Origin of the sequence: Streptomyces sp. NPDC048275, assembly GCF_040652275.1 — a bacterium.
Classification (GTDB): domain Bacteria; phylum Actinomycetota; class Actinomycetes; order Streptomycetales; family Streptomycetaceae; genus Streptomyces.
This window is the reverse complement of the sequence record NZ_JBEZLR010000096.1, coordinates 20,562-39,369: the sequence shown is the minus strand read 5'-3', so window position 1 is coordinate 39,369 and position 18,808 is coordinate 20,562. Positions and strand designations below refer to the sequence as shown.

Annotated in this window: 14 protein-coding genes and 5 pseudogenes; 6 read left to right on the top strand and 13 right to left on the bottom strand. The window is 67.8% G+C overall.

What is annotated here, in order from left to right:
* Nucleotides 1-325: helix-turn-helix domain-containing protein (locus tag AB0D57_RS37800; protein ID WP_362084146.1), on the bottom strand; the 325-nt coding region annotated here is incomplete at its 3' end.
* A gap of 332 nt (nt 326-657) precedes the next feature.
* Between AB0D57_RS37800 and AB0D57_RS37795 the strand changes: the two genes are divergently transcribed.
* The gene (locus AB0D57_RS37795) at nt 658-975 is read left to right on the top strand and encodes an IS110 family transposase (protein ID WP_362084152.1); all 318 of its coding nucleotides are present in this window, start codon (nt 658-660) and stop codon (nt 973-975) included.
* On the opposite strand, the pseudogene AB0D57_RS37790 reads toward AB0D57_RS37795, so the two are convergent.
* From AB0D57_RS37790 to AB0D57_RS37765, 6 genes and pseudogenes are all read right to left on the bottom strand, one after another.
* Nucleotides 965-1,081: pseudogene (locus tag AB0D57_RS37790) on the bottom strand (IS5/IS1182 family transposase); the annotation flags it as partial. The gene AB0D57_RS37795 and the pseudogene AB0D57_RS37790 overlap by 11 nt on opposite strands.
* 220 nt (nt 1,082-1,301) lie before the next feature.
* A pseudogene (locus tag AB0D57_RS37785) lies at nt 1,302-1,712 on the bottom strand (DUF1772 domain-containing protein); the annotation flags it as partial.
* 146 nt (nt 1,713-1,858) lie between these two features.
* Complete coding sequence (locus AB0D57_RS37780) at nt 1,859-2,527, bottom strand: NAD(P)H-binding protein (RefSeq protein ID WP_362084143.1); 669 nt, start codon at nt 2,525-2,527, stop codon at nt 1,859-1,861.
* Nucleotides 2,524-3,300, bottom strand: coding sequence for an NmrA family transcriptional regulator (locus AB0D57_RS37775; RefSeq protein ID WP_362084140.1), 777 nt, complete (start codon nt 3,298-3,300; stop codon nt 2,524-2,526). Before AB0D57_RS37775 ends, AB0D57_RS37780 begins: the two co-directional genes overlap by 4 nt.
* A 197-nt stretch (nt 3,301-3,497) precedes the next feature.
* On the bottom strand, nt 3,498-4,694 hold the full coding sequence (locus AB0D57_RS37770) for an FAD-dependent oxidoreductase (protein ID WP_362084137.1): 1,197 nt from the start codon (nt 4,692-4,694) through the stop codon (nt 3,498-3,500).
* A gap of 73 nt (nt 4,695-4,767) precedes the next feature.
* Nucleotides 4,768-5,214 carry a nuclear transport factor 2 family protein gene (locus tag AB0D57_RS37765; protein WP_362084134.1) on the bottom strand — a complete coding sequence of 149 codons (447 nt, stop codon included), beginning with the start codon at nt 5,212-5,214 and terminating at the stop codon, nt 4,768-4,770.
* A gap of 151 nt (nt 5,215-5,365) precedes the next feature.
* Here AB0D57_RS37765 and AB0D57_RS37760 point away from each other — a divergent pair.
* A pseudogene (locus tag AB0D57_RS37760) lies at nt 5,366-5,569 on the top strand (LysR family transcriptional regulator); the annotation flags it as partial.
* A gap of 786 nt (nt 5,570-6,355) precedes the next feature.
* Here AB0D57_RS37760 and AB0D57_RS37755 read toward each other — a convergent pair.
* Together AB0D57_RS37755 and AB0D57_RS37750 are read right to left on the bottom strand one after the other, a co-directional pair.
* Nucleotides 6,356-7,522 carry an FAD-binding oxidoreductase gene (locus AB0D57_RS37755; protein WP_362084131.1) on the bottom strand — a complete coding sequence of 389 codons (1,167 nt, stop codon included), beginning with the start codon at nt 7,520-7,522 and terminating at the stop codon, nt 6,356-6,358.
* A 34-nt stretch (nt 7,523-7,556) separates the two neighbouring features.
* Entirely contained in the window at nt 7,557-8,270 is a 714-nt protein-coding gene (locus AB0D57_RS37750; RefSeq protein WP_362084128.1) for a GntR family transcriptional regulator, read from the bottom strand.
* 713 nt (nt 8,271-8,983) lie between these two features.
* Here AB0D57_RS37750 and AB0D57_RS37745 point away from each other — a divergent pair.
* Nucleotides 8,984-9,193: pseudogene (locus AB0D57_RS37745) on the top strand (IS5/IS1182 family transposase); the annotation flags it as partial.
* A 254-nt stretch (nt 9,194-9,447) separates the two neighbouring features.
* Nucleotides 9,448-9,954 (top strand): hypothetical protein, encoded by a 507-nt coding sequence (locus AB0D57_RS37740; RefSeq protein ID WP_362084155.1) that lies wholly within the window; start codon nt 9,448-9,450, stop codon nt 9,952-9,954.
* Here the strand turns inward: AB0D57_RS37740 and AB0D57_RS37735 are convergent.
* The 4 genes and pseudogenes from AB0D57_RS37735 to AB0D57_RS37720 all read right to left on the bottom strand — a co-directional run.
* Nucleotides 9,877-10,173: pseudogene (locus AB0D57_RS37735) on the bottom strand (transposase); the annotation flags it as partial. The gene AB0D57_RS37740 and the pseudogene AB0D57_RS37735 sit on opposite strands and share 78 nt — an antisense overlap.
* Before the next feature lie 139 nt (nt 10,174-10,312).
* Nucleotides 10,313-10,807 (bottom strand): GNAT family N-acetyltransferase, encoded by a 495-nt coding sequence (locus AB0D57_RS37730; protein ID WP_362084125.1) that lies wholly within the window; start codon nt 10,805-10,807, stop codon nt 10,313-10,315.
* Nucleotides 10,808-11,872: 1,065 nt separating this feature from the next.
* Nucleotides 11,873-12,457: a 3'-5' exonuclease gene (locus AB0D57_RS37725; RefSeq protein WP_362084122.1), complete on the bottom strand. Its 585-nt coding sequence runs from the start codon at nt 12,455-12,457 to the stop codon at nt 11,873-11,875.
* A 1,604-nt stretch (nt 12,458-14,061) separates the two neighbouring features.
* Entirely contained in the window at nt 14,062-14,895 is an 834-nt protein-coding gene (locus AB0D57_RS37720) for a hypothetical protein (protein ID WP_362084119.1), read from the bottom strand.
* 693 nt (nt 14,896-15,588) lie between these two features.
* Between AB0D57_RS37720 and AB0D57_RS37715 the strand changes: the two genes are divergently transcribed.
* Complete coding sequence (locus tag AB0D57_RS37715; RefSeq protein ID WP_362084116.1) at nt 15,589-16,488, top strand: hypothetical protein; 900 nt, start codon at nt 15,589-15,591, stop codon at nt 16,486-16,488.
* The gene (locus AB0D57_RS37710; protein WP_362084113.1) at nt 16,485-18,308 is read left to right on the top strand and encodes a DUF3883 domain-containing protein; all 1,824 of its coding nucleotides are present in this window, start codon (nt 16,485-16,487) and stop codon (nt 18,306-18,308) included. Before AB0D57_RS37715 ends, AB0D57_RS37710 begins: the two co-directional genes overlap by 4 nt.
* The last annotated feature ends 500 nt before the right edge of the window (nt 18,309-18,808 follow it).

Sequence of the window (18,808 nt, the reverse complement as noted above, 5' to 3'; positions counted from 1 at the left end):
CATCGGCCAGGGTCCAGAAAGGCGTCGCGGTCCCGCACTCGAACAGTCCGGCGCGGGCGGTCCCCGCTGCTGGAGCTGTTAACAAGGAATTAGGGTCCAGACAGGCCAGGCCGATCTCGTTGAACCGGTGGATCACGTCCCGGACGGTGTCCTCGTCGACCTGGACCAGCTGCGCGATCACCGGGACGCGGTTTCCGCCGGCGGACGCCAGCAACATCATCACCCGCCGGTAGCGCACCGAGTTGGTACTTCCCCGGCGCACGATCTGCTGCAACTTCTGTCCTTCCTGATCGGTCAGTCTGCGCACCCGCACAGGCTCGGCCACCACACCTCCAGCGATCGGAACCGACGTCACCGCCCATCCAACCGCCCTAACCACCAACCCGGCGAACCTTCCAGGTCGGAGCACTTGGCAATGCCGAACTCTTGCGGACCTGTGCGCGGTTCGCCGACTCGAACAGTCATGACGAGGTCGGTGACGAGGCGGTGCTGCAGGCCACTCGGATCACGCTGGGTCTGCTGGCTTGCCGGATCGGCCAGCTCTCCGAGCAGATCCGGGATGTGGACGCTCGTCTGGCCCGGCTCGTCAAATGTCATGTGCCGCAGCTGCTCGAGGTGGTGGGGATCGGTCCGGACACGGCGGTAGCTTTGCTGATCATGGTGGGGGACAACCCGGAACGCCTGGACAGTGAGGCGTCCTTCGCTGCGCTGTGCGGGGTCAGTCCTGTCGAGCGTTCCTCGGGGCGCCGGCAGTACCGTCGCCTGAACCGTGGTGGTGATCGTCAGGCCAATGCGGCGCTCCATCGCATCGTGTTCACCCGTCTGCGGGTCGACCCGCGCACGCAGAACTATTACGAGCGCCGGATCAAGGAGGGGAAGACCCGGCGCGAAATCGTCCGTTGCCTCAAGCGCTATGCGGCCCGAGAAGTCTTCCACCTACTCGGACAGTTGTTAAGACGGTGTCCTACGTGGTGAGGCGGAGCAGTCGCTTGTAGCAACACAGGGCCGCGGCGAGGCCGAGAAAGGCCAGGTAGTTGCGTGGACGGCGTTCGTAGCGGGGGCAGAGGTCCCGTTCTCCCGCCGACACACCGAGCTGGAGCCTGATCAACTTGACGTGGTGCGGAGCGGGTTAACTCCGCGGCATTGTTTGTACAGGCCGATCGTCGATTCCATCAGGGCGTTGTCGTAGGCGTCCCCGACCGATCCAACACTCGCGGCGATGCCGTCCGCGTCGAGGTGTTCGGCGAGCTTGAACGACGTGTACAAGGCAACAGCGCTGCAAGGACGAGGACCGCGAAGGCGAGGACCGCGGCCATCGTCCGGACGGCGTGGGCGATCTGCCAGCGATCCCGTACGTTGGCCCAGTTGGAGGGCGGGGACTGGGCGTTCCAGTGGAGCTGGTCGGAGTTGATGGGCAGGTTGACGATGAGCGTGAGGCCGAAAATGAAGACCAGGAGGGCGAGTGCGGCCACGGTCAACCATCGGGTGTTTGTTCGGTAGGTCTGGTAAACCAGTACCGCTGTGGCGATCAGCGTCGGCAGGAGTGTGGCGACGGCGAGTTTGTCGAGGGAGTCGAGTTCGACCAGCCGGACCTGGGTGTAGACGGTGCTGTCGAAGCTGCGCAGCGAGAGTTCCAGGACGAGGACTGAAGTGAGGAATCCGGCGAACAGTCCCGCGAATACGAGGCTGGCGAAACGGGCGTACTTCGTCATGATCACGTTCTTTCGTGATGGGTGACCCGGGCGGCGAAGGGGCGGGCGGGACGGCCGAGGCATCTTCTTGACCTTGTTGGTGACCGTCGCGGGTTGTCGCCCGCTTTCTTACCCGCAGCCCGGGTCGTGTGCGTGGCTGGTATTTGTCAGTTCGCGATTCCGACGACCTGCTCGATGGTGTTCGGCTGGTTCACCATGGCGAGCATGTGGTGGGCGACGTCGGCGCGTGAGACGGAGAACCCGCCCCGGATGTTGCGGTTCCACTCGGTCCGGTACCTGCCGGTCAGGGGCTTGTCGGTGAGCTTGGGCGGGCGCGACACCGTCCATTCCAGTCCGCTGTCGCGCAGGGTCTGCTCGGTCACGGCGAGGTCGGCATAGTGCCGACCGAACATTGCCCGGGTCAACGGGCCGCCCAGGTAGCGCATGAAGAAGCCATCGCCGGGATCGTGCCTGGGTGGCGTCGGCCGGCCAGGCACCGGCACCGGTCCGACGGGTGCGGCGCTGACGATGATGATCCGCCGGACGTGCGCTGCCTGCATCGCCGCGACGATCGCGCGGGTGCCACGCGAGGTGATGCCCGCGTCCGCGCGCGGGTTTCGCGGGCCGAGCGCGGACAGTACGGCGTCGGCGCCGTGTACCGCCGCGGCGAGCGTCCGCATGTCGGGTCGGGTGAGGTCGACGGCGACCGCCCGGACGCCGCCCGGCAGCTCACGTGGGCGGCGGGCCACGGCGGTGACGTCATGCCCGCCGGCTACTGCCTGCTCGACCAGGTGCCGTCCGATACCGCCGGTGGCGGCCACGATCGTGAGTTTCATCGGGGTCCTCCTGCGGTGAAGGTCGCACGGTGGTCTTGCGCCCAGGTGGCGTACGTGCGTGCCGGGCGGCCCAGCAGCCGCCGCACGGTGTCGGTGGTGGGCCCGGCTTCGCGGGCGTAGTCGGCCAGCGAGCCGAGCAGCCGGTCGGGTACCTCGTCGGGCAGGCCGGCGGCGAGCATGCCGCGGCGGATCTCGTCCGGTGCGGCCTCGACGAACGACAGTGTCCGGTCGAGCGCCGCGCCGAGCGCGGCGACCTTCTCCGGCTGGCTCAGCGACTGCTCTCCGGTGAGCAGGTACGTCTGACCGCTGTGCTGCGGGTGGGTCAGGGCGAGGGCGGCCACCGCAGCGATGTCACGCTCGTCGACGGTCGAGGTCCTCGCGTGCGGGTATGCCCCGCGCACGGTCCCGGTCGCCTGGATCTGCCCGGCCCAAGCCAGAGTGTTGGCGGCGAAATCGGCGCAGCGCAGGATCGTCCAGTCCAGGCCGCCCCCCTTGGCGATGTCCTCAACCGCGTGGAACTGCTGCCGGAAGCGTGCGTGCCCAGCCGGGTACTGCACGGTCACGGCGGACAGCACGACCACCCTTGCCGCGCCCGTCTCGCGGGCGCGGGCCAACAGGTCGACAGCGGCGGATCCGACGGCACGCGGGCTGAGCAGGATGGCCTCCACGCCGTCGATGGTGGGAAGCTCCGCGGGGTGGACGAGTTGGGTACCCGCGGGGAATTCGGCGTGCGGGTTGCGGGTGACAGCGGCGACTTTCGCTCCCCCCCTCAACCAGGAGGCGGACGGCTGCCCGGCCGACGACGCCGGTGGCCCCGGTAATAAGGATCATGACTGAACCCCTAGTGCGTGTGTCGATAGTCGATCTTGCACGGTGGGTGATCGCGGTTCGTATCGCGGGAAGACGTCACAGACGAGCCGTGTGCCAGGACCATCGGCATGCGGCCTCACGTCGGCTGCCGGTGCGTGGTTCAGGCGGACTGTTCGGCGGTGGCCGCCGTCTCGCGGCGCTGGGCCCGCAGCAGTCGGCGGCCCTGCTCGCCCTTGGCCCAGGTGTGGGAGCCGGGCTTGCGTGCCTCGTTCACCAGCTGCTTGATGGTGTGCTTGCACACGAGTTCCTTCACCTTCGCGCCTGTTCGGCCGCCAAGGTGGAGCCGCTTGGCGGTGTCGTCCTTGTGGGCGAACTGAAAAATGCCTGCGCGGCGCCCCAGACTGATGCACTGGCCGGCGAACCCCAGGTCGATCGGTGCGGGCCGCTTGCTCGCGATGCGGCTGAGCACCGTGTCGGCGGCGTGTGCGCCCAGCGGGCCCGCGGCCTGGCAGCTCATCCGGAACGGCATGTCCGACGGTGCCACCGAGTCCCCGGCGGCGACGATCCGCTCGTCGTCGACGCTCGTCAGGGTCTCGTCGGTGAGCAGGCGGCCCAGGGCGTCGGTGGTGAGCCCGCTGCGGGCGGCCAGGTCCGGCACGCCGAACCCGGCGGTCCAGATGGTGACCTCGCTCGACAGCTCACGGCCGTCGCCGAGGCGCACTGTGTCGCCGGTCACTTCCGTGACCTTCGTGTCGGGGCCCTGCAGCACGGCCACACCGAGGCGGGCCAGCCGCTCGGCGACCGAGCGGCGGCCGTTCGGGTGCAGGTAGGGCCCGAGCAGCCCGCCGCAGACCAGGGTCACGGTGCGGCCCGCCTCCGCCAGTTCGGCGGCGGTCTCGATGCCGGTCGGACCGGCTCCGACCACCATCACAGGGGCCGTGGCGGGAGCGGCGTCGAGGACCGACCGCAGCCGCTGCGCCTCCTCGAACGTGGCGATCGGGTGGGCGAACTCGGCAGCTCCGGGCACGCCCGGGTCGGTGCTGCCGCTGCCCACCGCGTAGATCAGGTAGTCGTAGCCGACCGTGCCGCCGCTCGCCAGCTCCACCCCGCGCCCCGTCGCGTCGATCCGGGTCACGGTGTCGACCACCAGCCGGACGCGCTCGCCCAGGACCTTCCGGTAGTCGCTGACGGCCTCGTGCGTCCCGCCCGCCAGCTGGTGCAGTCGGATCCGCTCGACGAAGTCCGGGCGGCAGTTGATCAGCGTCACGGTCACGTCGTCGCGCTGCATCAGCCGGTTGGCCGCCATGACCCCGGCGTAACCGCCGCCGATCACGACGACTTCGGTGTTCTCAGCCATGGTTTCTTTCCTCCGCTTTCAGGGATTCACGCAAGATGTCGACTTGGCACGCCATGACGGCGTGCAGGACGGATCAGCCGAGGCGCTCCGGCGCTGAGCCGCGGAGCGGGGTGGAGTCCAGGTACCGGACCTCGTAGATGCGTTCGCTGAACTTCCAGCCGTCGGCGGTTCGCTCGTAACGGTCGTGGTACAAGGCGTAGTTCAGGTGCGAGCTGCCGTCGCGCATCCGTCCGAACTCCTGGATGTACGCCCGGCCGGCCGCGGTGTCGCCGTCCAGCCGGATGACGCCCGGGTGGACGTTCTGAACGAAGAACTCCCAGAGCAACTGGCCCCACTCGATCCCCGCGCGGATCTCCTCGCGGCCGACGAACTCCTTGTCGATGTGCGGCCAGCGCATGGCGCCCGCGGGTGTGAACAGCGAGACGACGCGGTCGAAGTCACGCATCATCACCGCGTCCGTGAGCTCGGCTCGCAGCGCCTCTATCTCGATGCGATCGGCGATGGCCCGCATGTCGCCCATCGATTTCCCTCCGCATCCATGTGTGCGTCAGGCGTGTGCCGCCTGTCCGGTGGTGATGTATCCAGCATCGGTGCGAGCGGGCCAGCGGAACAATGTAAGGTTCCTTGGGCTATTCATAACCTGGCGGTTATGTATGGACGGGGGGTTGTGCATGGAGCTACGTGACATCGAGATCTTCCTGACCTTGGCCGAGGAGCTGCACTTCGGCCGCACCGCGGAGCGGCTTCATGTGTCCCAGGCCCGCTTCAGTCAGGCCATCGCCAAGCAGGAACGGCGCCTCGGCGTCGTCCTGTTCGACCGCACCAGCCGGCGCGTCGCCCTGACCCCGGTCGGCCGGCGTCTCCGCGAGGACCTCCAGCAGGCCGTCGACCTTCTCCGGGAGGGGGCTCGCTGAGCATCGCGAACAAACGCTCTCGGGTATGACCTACGTAGCCACCGGCGAGGATCTCGCGCAGCAGCTACAGGACTTGTGGCCAACCGCTTACGGATAGAGGGTCCGAGGCCGTTCGTGCCGTGGTCGACGAAGGACAGCCGGTAAGGCGGGCCACACGGCTGCCCGTCAATGCCGGTCGCGAGTGGACGAAGAGTCAACTCACTGTCAGCCTGCCCAGGCCAGGTTGAGCAGCGGTTCGTTCGAAGCCATGCGGCTGTGATCGATTCGTGCCGGTGTGCCGGGGCCAGTGGGACGGTTGCGCAGTGCCGTCCCGGACGAGGGTCTGGCTCATGACATCTATGACCGAAGTGTCCAGTCACAGGCATGTCGACTGTCGTTGCGGGATGGTGCCTGCTGTCACCGAGCCACAGGGCGTGTCCCCATAGGGGGCCTTGCCGAGGATCAGGCGCCATCACGGTTCAGACCGCCCGAGCAGGCCGGTGCCATCCACCCAGCACGTCACCGCGCGGGAGGCGAACCACCATGACGACCAAACGACGCAGCACCTCCCCGGCGTGTGAGCCTGGGGGCGATGACGGCGACCCCCAGCTTGCGGGCCCAGACGAGCAGCCATGGTTTGTGATCTTCGTTCAGGTAATGCGGCCGTGTTCCATGCTGCGGCCAGGATCCAGAAGAGCCAGAACGAGGGGGAAACTTGTTCCCGGCACGCTCGATTGCGCCGAAGGGAATCGCGGGGGAGAGCTGTGGCTACTGCTCGCCCAGACTGGTGGCGTGTTGATCCACCTCGATGTCCGAGCGCCGTACGCCGGTGAATCGTGTGGGCCGGAAGGCCCCAAGGAGGTCCTGCTCCTGATCGGTTGTGATCTCGGCCGCGACCAGGCGTCCCAGAATCGACGCCAGGGTGACCCCGCTGTGCGAGACGAGGCAGTAGACGCGGGACTGCGCGGAGGCATAGCCGGCGACGGTGTGGCCGTCCGCGGGCAGTGACCGGAAGCCGATGCGCAGGTCGATCTCCGGTGCCCGGTCCGGGTCGGGCAGCAGTGCGGAGAACCGTCGGGCGAGGGTGCTTGCGATGTCCCCGTCTGCGGACGGCGGGTCTGCCGGATCGACGTGGGCGTTCAGATCGAGAGCCTGCAGGACGGTATGCCCGCCAGCCTCGGGGCGGAGGTTGAGGCCGGGGCTGTGGATCACGCAGCGCAGGTCGAGTTGTGGTGACCTGGCGTACCCGAGCAGGCCGACGGTCTGCGCTCCGCGACCGGCATCCGTCACCATGGGAACGTCGATCCCGGCCCGTGCGGCGAGCCGTTCTGTCCAGCGGCCTGCCGCCAGGACGACTCGATCGCCCGTGCAGACCTCGCCCCCGGCCAGGGTGACGGATACTCGGTCAGGCCCGTCGTTGATGGCTACGACCTCGCCGATCGCGAACGTGGCTCCGTGCTGCTCAGCGTCCGCCAGCAGGTTGTTCACGAAACGGTCCGGCAGAACGTATCCCTCGCTGGGGAAGTGTGCGATGGACGTGATGGTCGCCGGGATGCGGAGGCCGCCTGCGGTCCGCGCCGCTTCGTTGGGGGTGACCCAGTGTGCGGGGTAGCCGAGTGCCTGCAGTCGTTCCACGTTGTCGGCGAGCCGCTGCTCGTTTGCGGCGTCCGCCCACTGCAGCGCTCCGCTGGGGAAGTACGACGGTGCGCCGCGCAGTTGCCCCGCGAGCCTGGCGTGCTCCTCCATCCCCGCGAGGTTCAGCCGGTGGTAGTCCGGGTCGGGCTTCCGGCTGGAGTTGGTCCAGGCGAAGGTGGTCGCGGTCGTGCCGGTGCCGGCTCCCCGCTGATCGAGCAGGAGAACGTCCTCGCCGGCGACGGCAAGCTGCCTCGCGACGCTCACGCCCAGCACGCCGGCACCGACGATGATGACCTTCATTGTGTGCGCATCCTTTCTGGCAGCGGCACGCTGCTCACATGGCGGGGACGGGAAGCTCCAGGAAGAACTCGGCGGTTCCCGGACGGACGAGGGTAGTCACCACCTCGACGGTGCTGCCGTCATCGGCACGCAACTCCCTGCGCCTCATCAGCGCGGGCGTTCCGGTCTCGCTGTGCAGCAATGCGGCGTCGTGCTCGTCGAGGGCCACCGGGTCGAGGTAGAGCCGGATCGAGCCGATCGGTACTCCTCTGCGCTGCAGATACGGGAGGGTGACGAGGTCTTCGAGGTTCTCGTTCAGCAGGTCGGGGGCGGCTGCGAAGAGGACGACGTGCCGCTCGACCGACTGCGGCTCCTCGCGTACGTTCAGTTTGCGGCGGACCAGTTCCACTACGGCCGTGTCGGCGGAGGCGCCAGGGAGGGTCAGGATGGCGTCGGCGGCCCTGACGATCCGCGCGGAAACCACTTCGTGTCTGCCTGGCGCGCCCTTTGCGGCTGCCGCAGGGGTGACGAAGTTGAGCAGATTGATCTGCCGCGTCACGTCCGCCACGAACGATCCGTGGCGCCGCTGGCGGATTGCCAGCCCCGCCTCGGCCAGGTCGTTGAGGACCCGTTGGGCCGTGGCACGACTGACGCCGTACTCAGCGGAGATATCCATCTCGCTTGGCAGGCGCGAGCCAGGCGGGAGGGCCCCGGACAGGATCTTCGCTTCGAACTCTCGCCTGATCTGTACATAGAGTGGCACGGTCATGGTTAGACCGTACATTCACTCGATTGACTGGTAAGAGCGAGCTGAACAGCCCAGTCTTCAGCTTCCGAGGCTCATGGGCGGGGTGCTGTTCCCGACCGGTCCCGCGCGGTTGCCAGGCGGGTTCGACGGTGACCACGGAGCCGAGCCGACGACGGTACGGGCGCGGCTGCGCCTGGAGCCTTCCGGACCGCCGATGACGGGCGATCCGCCCCGACTTCACCGATTCGCTGAAGACGCGCTGAGCCCCGTAACGGCCGGCGCCGTTCCCACGGTGGAGATCCTTTTCAGCCGGTAGTCGAGCGCCAGAGGGCTGGACCCTTGCCTGATTCGTCATGTCGGTCTCCCGCCTGATCTGCACGGCGTCCAGCGCCGTCAACTAGACCGTACAATCAGATAATTGACCGGTCAATAGGAGGCTAGAGGATCTACTCAGCAGCCACCTCCCTGGGAGGAAGGCCAGTGCCACCGGTCTGGTGGCCGGCTCGTACGAGGCTGGGAACCATTGAGGTCTTCCCGGCAACGTGACGGTTGCGATGCGTGACGTAGTGCGGTCGATGCGGCTCCGAGCCGGGTGACCTGGCGTCAGATATGGGTGAAGCCCCTGGTAGGAACAGGTCTGAGAAGATCAAGTTCCGTACGGCCAGAGGCTCCACGCGTTGACTAGCATCACCTGCACCGCCGTGCTCGATGTCGGCAGGGAGACCGCCGAGGTCCTGGCCCGGCTCCTGCGCGAGCACCGCTACCGGCTCGGCACCCGCAAGAACACCCGGGCCCTGGCCGTCTTCAAGCAGGGCATCCTCGTCCTGCGGTGGTTCGTCGACGGGACCCGGTTGGCCCAACTCGCCCGGGACAACCAGATCTCGGTGCCCACCGCCTACCGCTATCTGCACGAGGGACTGACCGTGCTCGCCGACCATGCCCCGAGAACATGCCCGACGGCTACAAGCAATCCGTGGCTACCTGGTTCCGCCGCGACGTAGCGGGCCCGGACGACTGCGAGCGGATGTAGCCAGCCGTGGTCGGGGGAGGGAAAGCTGTGAGCCGGGAGGAGAGCCACCCCGCGACACGTCCATCGGCGCGCCACGCCCAGTGGTACTGGGCTACCCCGCAGGCCGAAGTTGTTCTCGGGGCAGGCGACTTGGCTGGCATCCTGCGCTTCTACCGTCGTGTCCACAGCTTGAACCAGACCGAGCTCGGTGAACTCCTCGGATACGACAAGACCTACATCTCTGCGCTCGAACTCCGGAAGCGCAGTCGGGACGACGTAGGGTCTCGCCGGCGCGTCTGCGAGTCTCTGCGGCTGCCACCGCGCATCCTCGGCGTCACGGACATGGCCGACACCGACCACAGGGCCATGCTGCAATGCGGTGACTCCACCGTTCGGCTCGCGGAAATCGCCCGGCAGTCCGGTCACGCCGCAGAAGCCGTCTCCGAGCTGTGGCCACTGGTTGCCCGCCTTGAGGCCCGCGTTGAGGACGGACACAGCGAGCGCGACGTCCTGCACCTGCTCGCCCGTGCCCGCGTAGGGCTCGGCGTCGCCCTGGGTAACGTCCTTCCAGAAGAGCGACTGAGCACGGCAGCGCATTGGACAGCCAAAAGCCTGGACCTTGACACCGACGGTGTGCGTGCCCTTCTTCACGTCCCCGGTCTCGTCGACCACCAGCACTGCAACCTCGTCGTGTAGATGCTCCAGGACGTACTCGCGCACGTCATCGCGCACGGCGTCGGCATCCCATCGGGCCCGGCCGAGCAGGTGCTGCATGCCGTCCGGGGTGGCCTCTCCGGCCCACTCGGCGATGCTCCAACTGTTTTTGCGTGGCAGGTCCGACAGTAGCCCCAGCATCAGATCCCGTACCCGACGCCGGGGTTCAACCCGGGCGAACCGGCCGGCTATCCGGCTCATCAGGCCCTCGAACGCTTCCTGCCAGCGAGCAGGGCCCACGCTGTGACCTGCGGCCATCGCAAGATCGTTAGTCTTCGCACACCGATGACCAGCGGTGGCCGCAGCCTTCCCGCAGCCGACCCACGAGCAAGATCAAGGTCTATGGCTGGAGGTCGCGCTGGTACCAAGTGCCTGACTTGCCGCCGAGATCGGCCGGGGTGGCAGGGCCAACCGAGACGAACCCGGCCTTGGCCAAGACTTTCTGGGACGCGGCGTTGTCGTGGGAGGTGGCCGCCCGCAGTGTGAGCAGGCCGTGCATCGCTGTCGCCATCCGGCACAGCTCCCGGACGCTCGCGGTCGCCACGCCGCGGCCGGCGACCCGCTCCGCGACCCGGTAGCCGAGTCTGGCAGTGCCGTCCTCCAAGTCGTACAGGTTGAACCTGCCGAGTACCGAGCCGTCCTCGGCGACGAGCACGTAGAAGGCGCAGATGCCGGCCTCCTGCTCGGCCAGCGAGGCGTTGTACCGGTCGGTGAACTGGTCGAAGAAGTCGTTGCCGCGGTCGGAGATCGAGGCAGCGAAGTAGGTGCGGTTCGCCAGCTCGAAGGCCAGGACCGCCGGGGCGTGGCCGGCATGCAGCCGCTTCAGCTCGGGCATTGCCCGACTCTACCCAGATCGTGCGCTGAGGCCACCTGAGTTTCCGCCAGTGGCAGACAGCCCCAAGACCAGGGCACATAACGATCTACGGCTGGAGTACCAGAGACGGAAGTCGTCTTCGGATATATGACGGCGGGGTGGCCGCGTATTTTGACGCCTCGATCGAGTGCCTGCGTTTCGCGGGAGTGGACTGACCGTAGATGGTGGTGAGAGAGGGGCGGCCTCGGGCTTGGCTCGCTGCTTTGTCGCTCCTCTGAGGGGTGCAGGTGTGCTGCACAAGTTGGGCTGCTATTTGGCATGTCAGGGTGCCCAGTCGGCTCACAGAAGGCCTTCGGGGTTCGGTGGGTGCACGGTGACGGCAGGTTCGGGTGACGAAGAGATCTTCTTGAAGTTGTCTACCTGGGGGCGCTGACCTGCTGGGATGCGATCGTTGTCGCTTCTGACCTGCATCGATGGGTCTTTCAGGGGCTTTCGCTATCGTGCAGCGTTACACAGCCGATTCTCCCCACGCGCTCCCCAACGACGCTCATACTCCCCAGATTCTCCTCAGCGGAGGCTCGGGGGCAAGCGCGTGCGGCATGGTGCCCATGGCGGTTGGGTGGCTCGAAGCAGCCACGATGAGTAACGGCTTAGCGCTGCGTGAAGGGCCATGAGATGTTCCTTCGTTGCGGATTCCCAAAAATGGGAAGGGCCGGACCCAGATGCTTCGGGGCTGGCCCTTTGGCTTCAGTGGGGCGCATTGGCCAGGTGTAGTGGCCGCTTGGGGTGGGGCCGATGACGGTGGCCATGGCGGCAGGGATGGGCTGGTGGCGCTGTTGGGGGCGGCGAGGTTGACGGCGACGGCGGTGCTGGAAATGCCGTTCTGGACGGTGATCTGGAGGGGGTAGGCGATGCTGGCGTCCACGGTGCTGGGGGCGGTCAGGCTCGTGTGGACGTTGCTGGAGGAGGTGTCGAGGTAGGTCGATTTTCTCGCGGTGCTCGTGGAGCGAACCGCACCCTCGCGTCGGCAGGGATCAGGGACGGGCCCGATTCGGCCCTACGCCTGGGACGGCTCGCCTCGGTGCGTCAGGCGGGGTGCTCAACTGCGGTCGGCCAGAGGCCCCGTTCAGAGAGGTGAAGCACGAGGGCCGCGATGTTCCAGGCGTCGTCCTCGCCTCGGTGGTGACGGCCTTCGAGTCGCTGCCCGGTGATCTCCAGGGCCTGTGCCATGCCGGGGCGTTTGCGCAGACCGTATGCCGCAGTGAAGGCAGCCTTGGCATTGGTGTGGTGGCGGCCGAAGGGGTAGGGCGTGCGTGTTGCCTGACACTGCCGGGTGAACTGGTGGCGGTCGTAGTCGCCCCAACTGACCCACGGCCGGGCGCCTGCGCGGTGCTCGGCCGCCAGTAGCCGGCATGCCTCGGCGAAAGTTACCCCCTGATCGACCTCGTGTTGGGTGAGGCCGGTCAACTCCGTGCAGAACTCGCTGACTGTGGATCGGGCCGGCCTCACCAGGATGCGGTGCCGGGCGAGGCGCTCGCTGGCGTGCAGGTCGAGGACAGTCAGTCCGATCTCGATGATCTCGCTGACCTCGCCAGGCGGCTGGGAACCGGTCCAGCAGGTCGCTTCGACGTCCACGACGTTGACGAGGCCCTCGGTCCAGGTGCGGTCCATGGCGGGAAGCGTAGGGAAGCGCAGGGACTGAGGCACGTGGTTTCCGAGGCCGCCCCGACGCCAGCCCGTCTACACCGTCCTCAGACTCGCAGAACATCTCGCATAGCCTCGTCGGGTGGAGCCAGATCGTCTGAGCCGTGCGGTGGAACCCGAAGAATTGCTGACAAACACCCCTAGGTCGGCGGCGACCGCAGCACGAGGTCACCGGTCATGGTGTCACCCGACGGCTCACCCCTGCGTCGCTGGGAGTCGGGAGCCTGGCAGAGAGCGCGGCACAGGAAGCCAGTCCGACGGGTCCCCGTCAGACATGAAGCCAGCGGCTTTGCGAGTAGTGGTACTCCTGTCTCACAGGCCGAGCTTGCTCACCAGAGCGTCGTTGGCGTCCCATCTGGATCGAGTCCATACGGCCCACCACGTGGTCATGTTGTCGATGAGCCATGGCTCTGCGTCCTTACGAAGCCATGGCTCCAAGCCATCGGAGAAGAAGGTGTCAGGGAAGGCGCCGGCGTCAGCGGCTTGCCGGACCACGGTCTGAGATTCCTCGATTCTCATGGCGCGGTATCGCAAGTGGGCGAGCAGCATGTAGGCACTGGCGTCGCCGGACCGGATGATTTGCCGCGAGAGCTTCTGCTCCGTCTGCGTCTCCTGTCTGTCGCAGTACGTCGGCCAGCTCCAGTGGGGCGTCGGTGGCGCCTGCGCTGATGGCGTCTTGGAGGAGTTTCTTGGTTTTTCTCGTAGTCGCCGCCCTCGCTGTACCGGAGGGCAAGGTCAACCAAGGGTTTAGCTTCTCCGAGTTCAGCAGTTCGCCGGGCGAATGATTCAGCTTCTGCTCTTCAACGGCATCTCGGCGTAAACGGCCGTTACCGGACCGCCCCGCCCCTGTGGTGTCGTCCATCAGCCGGAGGAATCCGGCGCCGCGCCGTCCGTGCGGCCAGCGCCGATGGATCGTCGCGGGCTCGGCAGCGCTGCGGGGTGGGATCCGAGGACTCCTCGGGCTCGCAACTCGCCGAGGTCTGGCAGACGGACGCCAGGCAGTGTGTCGATAAGGTCGGCCTGGGCGGCGCGGATGTTCTGCGCGGGAGCCTCGGGGCCGGTGCCAAGAGTGCGGCGGGCGGTCACGGTGATCATTGTAAGGGCGGCCCCTGGCCGGAGGATAGCGGGAAGCCTGGCGCCGCACGGTGGGCACGTCGCCAGGCTCACCTGATCAACGCGCCGTCCGGCAGGTGGTCACAGCTCCTTCCACCCCGCCTGGGATCGGCAAGGCCGAGGCCCCACCCGGAGGCGGCCCGGTCGGGGGCATCGCCGGAGCGGAAGGCCCGCTCGGTGGCCTGCCCCGGATCGTCGAAGACCAGGCTCCAGAACTCGCGCCGCGATGTCCGGGATGAAACGCAAGTACATCCGCTGATAGCCGCCGCGGTAGCCGAGGGCCTGGAGCTCGGCGTACAGACGGATGGCGTTCGTGTGTCCTGCTGCCCAGCGTGAGGAGTCGACGGAATGCGGTGCTTGGGGTGTCGGAAATACGCGGGGGCCAAGGTCAGTCGGCTGGGCGGCTGCCATGTGTCCGTCGGCTCTCGCGGGACTCACAGTGATGCGTCGGCGCCTCGCTAGCCGAGCTTCCGCAGCACCTCGGCGATGGTGGCCCGGTACGTCCGCAGTGCCTGCAGCCCGGCGGCGTAGCGGTCGCGGTGCCGTGTGATGTCCACGGCCTGCTTCTGCGCCCGTGCCGCGTGCCAGAGTTCGGCCGTATGGTGGCGGCGCTTGCACGTGACGTCCGCGACGGCGGTGGCCCGCTCCCGCTGCGTATGCCGGGTGTTGCCGTCGCCGTCCCGCTGCCAGGCGGTGTCCGTGTACGCCGCGACGGGGTCGGGATAGCGCGTGAATCCTTGTTCTGCCACACAGCGGGACCACACATCCCAAGCCGAGCGGAGGCGCGGGTCGCGCTTGACCGCCTTGTCGACCTCGATCGCCCGTGTGCTTGCGTAGAGCCAGTCCCGCTTGAGGTCGATGCCGCGCAGCAGCCGCCGGCTCGCCTCGGCGCTGCAGGCGGGGAAGTCCGCATACTCGGCATTGGTCATCCGGCGGCCCTTCGGCTGGAGGGCCAGGGGCTTTGCCGGGTCCCAGCCGTAGCCCCAGCGGCGGGCGGTGGCGAGATCCAGGACGCCGTAGTCGGTGCTGACTGCGGTGGCGACGACGGTATTGCCGGGGTAGCGGGGGGCGAGCGGGAAGTCAGGGTGGCCGTGCTCCGCCATGCACTGCCGGATCAGCAACGCCGATGCCCGCTGCGATCGCTGGTAGTCCTGCGGCGTGTAGTCGTAGCGGTCGGCCGGGAGGGGGCCGAGGTCCGACGCCGTGCGGATGACCTCCTGGCGTTCTGGACCGGCGGCGCAGATCGCCGCCAGCACCACCACGGCACCCAGCCGCCACCCCCGACTCGTCATGCGAAGGGATGCTAGCGGGCGGCGTGCAGCGGTCGGCCGTGGGCCCCCAGCGACTCATCCACGCACGCCAAGGCTCCAAGCGAGAGAAAGCTCGATCAGGCGTCACCCGGCGTCGCCGATGGGCGCGCCACTCGGCTCCCGCGACCGCTGCAACAGAGGTTGTGAGCAGTTGGGCGGGCAGTTCGGTCAGGAGTCCGTTCAGCATCATGCGAACGGCATGCTGAAAAAGATCCGGCATCGGTAGGGTCTCCAGGACGTGTGTACGAATGGCATGCCTGGCCGCGGTGTTTTGCTGCGGCACTGGGCGTGGGGACTGGGCGACGAGCCAGTTCCGGCACGGCCTGCCGCAGATGGGCCGTCTGCTTCCGCCGGAGTGGCTGTGCCAGTCGGCCGTCCCCGCTGGCACAGCACACCCCGTCGGCTGCTGGGCCGCGGCGCTACGCTCCCGGCGGACGGCGGACGGCGGTAGCGAGAGGGCGTCGAGGGCGGCAGGACGGTGCCGTCCCGCGCCAGCAGTCATCACAACCCCACCGTCAACAACGTCATGACCCAACACCTAGTTCCTCGCCGAGGCCGAGGCCGAGGCGGAGGCGGGGCCGTGGATACTGTGCGAAGAGGAGGGGTTATCGTCTGCACGTCACCCACATATATGGGCTGACCTGTGAAGATACGTGTAGGAGGGGCGAGTCGTCGATGGGTAAGAAGGTCGAGGAACTCGAAGTGGAGATCGATGAGTTGGCTCTGTCACTCGTCGGATGGCAGGTCGAGAACGTGCGGGCACGGCTTGTCACGGACAGCTTCGACGACACGCACTTCCAGGAGATCGTCGTATCGGGCACGGCGCGGTTCCTGCATGAGGACTGGTCCGACCGTTTCACGCGGGGCGAGGACGACGACTACCCGCCCACCCTTCTGCTGGGGCTGAGCCCGGTGGACCGGCCCGAGTTGGTCACCTACACGCATGCCCTGCTGGAGACGATCAAGAAGGCCGGCAAGCGGCCGGTGCGGCTCTCCAAGTCCAGCAGCACCTGGGAGTGCTCCAAGCCCGTCAAGCCCGAGAAGATCAGGCTCCAGGTGACCTCCTTCGATCTGAGCGAAACCGACCTTGACCTGGTCTGGCCCTCGTCGAAGATGAAGCCGCTGCCCGTCGAGCTGCTCGACGAGACGGTTCATGAGGCCGTACGGCTGAAGCCCACCGCCTGTGATGCCACGATCGTCGGCAAGAGGCGCGAGGGCTCGTTGCAGGTACGTCTCGGTGGTTTCGCCGAGTTTGGATCGGCCAAGGAGCTGCTGGCCGACTTCGTCGCCATGGAGCCGTGGCGGGGCGACGACCTCGACGACGAGTACGACATCGAAGCCGAGTGCCCTTTCGAGGTTTCCATGCCCGGAATCGCCGTCGAGGTGCTGGACGGAACCGACTTCCTGCTCGACAAGCGGGAAGTGTCGCTGTACGGGAGGGTTCCCGTGGGGGAGGGCGCCGCGTTGCCGTCGCGTCAGCCGCGCTGGATCGCCCAGTGCTCGTTCGACCTGGACGACCTGTCCGGCGAGCCGACCCGCGTCGTGGTGCGCGTGATGGATGCGGAGGACCTGTGACTGGCCTGATGGAGGCCGTCGCCGCCCTGCAGGACACCCTCGTACGCGAGCACGTGCAGGCACCGGGGCTGTTCCGCGAGATCGCGCGGATGGAGGAGTTGCTCGCCGACACCTACCGCGACCGGGTGCCGTACGAACTGCTCCAGAACTCCGACGACGCCGGCTCCACGTCCGTGGTTGTCGAGGACCTGCAGGAGGGCCGGTTCCGCTGGAGCAACGACGGCCGGCCCCTGGACGCCGCGGACGTGGAGGGGCTGTGCCGCAGCGCCAACTCCACCAAGTCGCGCGGCGGTGACTCGATCGGGTACCGGGGCATCGGTTTCAAGTCGCTCGCGGCGATCGCCTCCCGGATCGAAGTCCGGTCGGCGGGCGTGCGTTTCGCGTTCGACAGGACGGCCGCCGCGGCGCTGCTCGGTGAGCCGGGCGAGAACGCGGTGCCGCTGATCCGGATACCCGCCGAGGTGCACACGGACGCATCCGTCGACGGCGTGGCCTTCACCGTCATGTGCCGGCCGGACGCCACGGGAGCACCCGGAGTGATCGACCCGCTGAGCGCGCTGTTCCTGCGGAACGTGACGCGGATCCGGACGTCGACCGCGACCGCAGATCAGGAAATCCTCATCGAACGAGACGCCTCGCGGGTCGTGCTGCGCCTGGGCGGGGACGAAGCGGCGTTCGGTCTGCTGCGGCACGGTGTGGCGACCGTGGCAGTGCCGCTCGACGCACGCGCTCTCGCCATGACCGGCGTACGCGGCCGTCTGGCATGCTTCCTGCCGCTCCAGGACGAAGTGGGACTGCCTGTCGTCATCTCGGGCGACCTCCTCACCGATCCGTCCCGCACCCACGCGGTGACGGCGGACGAGTCGACCCGCCGGGTCCTCGCCGACGCGGCCCGGGCGATCGCGGAGCGGCTGCGCTCGCCCGGCGACCCGGCGTTCGAGCGGCTGTGGCAGTTGGTCCTGGACGGCGAGGATCTGCGCAGCGTGATGGTCTCGGCCACGGCATCCGCCGGCAAGCTGCTCGTGACGTCGCTGAGAGAGGAGATGACCGCTCGGAGGCCGTCGTTCGCCCACTCGCCACTCCCGCTGGAGCCGCAGGACGTGGTCGTCCTCTTTCCCGGCGGCGCCCCTTCGGCGCTGTACGAGCCGCGCCATCAGGCCGCCGCCCGGGCGCTGAAGGCGGTACTGGGCCTGCGCAGCATCGACTTCGCCGCCGTCCTGGCCGGCGTGGACCCCGCCGTGCTGTCCGACGCGCTGCGCTCACGGCTCGGTGAGTATTTCAAGGAAGTCGCCCGCACACACGGCCGGAAACTCACTGAGGCGGAGAGCAGGCTCGTGCATGAGTCCGCCTCGCGGGAAGAGACGCCCGCCGTCCCGGACCCGGCCGAAGGAATCCGTGTGACGAAGGCGGCCCCGCGCTCTTCCAGCTCCCTTGCGTCCGTACTGACACGCTGGAGGACGGCGGAGCTCGCGGCGAAGGAATACCTCAACCAGATCGGCTGGGCTCTGCGCGACGTCAGCGGACAGAACGTCGGCTACGACCTCGAGGGAGCGGATCCGCAGGGCAAGCCTGTACGGATCGAGGTCAAGAAAGTGGACCGGCCCGATGCACGGTTCGCCATGACCAACAACGAGATGTCCCTCATGCTGATGGAACCGGGCGGTTATCTGCTCGCCATCGTTGTCGGCGACGGCCGCCACGCCCGGCTGATGCTGCTCGATCCCTCGCGGGACGACCTCCCCAAGGAGCGCGTCTGCCGCCGCTGGGACTGGGAGTTCACCGACTGGTCACGGTTCGCCGAGACAGTCGGCAACACGTGACGTCTTCGCGGCCGGAGACCGGGTAGCGGCCTCCGGCCATCTCAGTGCGTCTGGCCGCGCGAGTGTGACGCGTGGCCGTCCCCATCGGCCTGCCATTCCTCTGTCAGTGTGCGCTCTGCGCTGCCTTGCGCAGTGACCTGCCGAGGCTCAGCCGAGACCCTCACCGCCAGGATCCTCGCCCTCCTCGACACACTGCGGCCCGCGGCCGAGAGCTCGCCGGGCACACACGTCGACCGATGGTGATGTGAAGAAGGCCGTGGCCTGGCCCTGTTCACCGCGGTCGGAATCGGACGGGACAGCGACGGCAAGTTCGCGTCGACGTCCCTCAGGCCCCCGAACGGGCCGTACGTCGCCCTGGCGCGTTGGCTCGTGACCTACTGCGAGACGGGGCTGGAGCCGACCGGGCCAGAGTGCGTATACCGGAGATCGACTGGACCGGCACCCCCCTGCTGCTGGCGCCTCTCATGTTGGCGCTGTACTGGCTCGCCGTCCGCACCGAG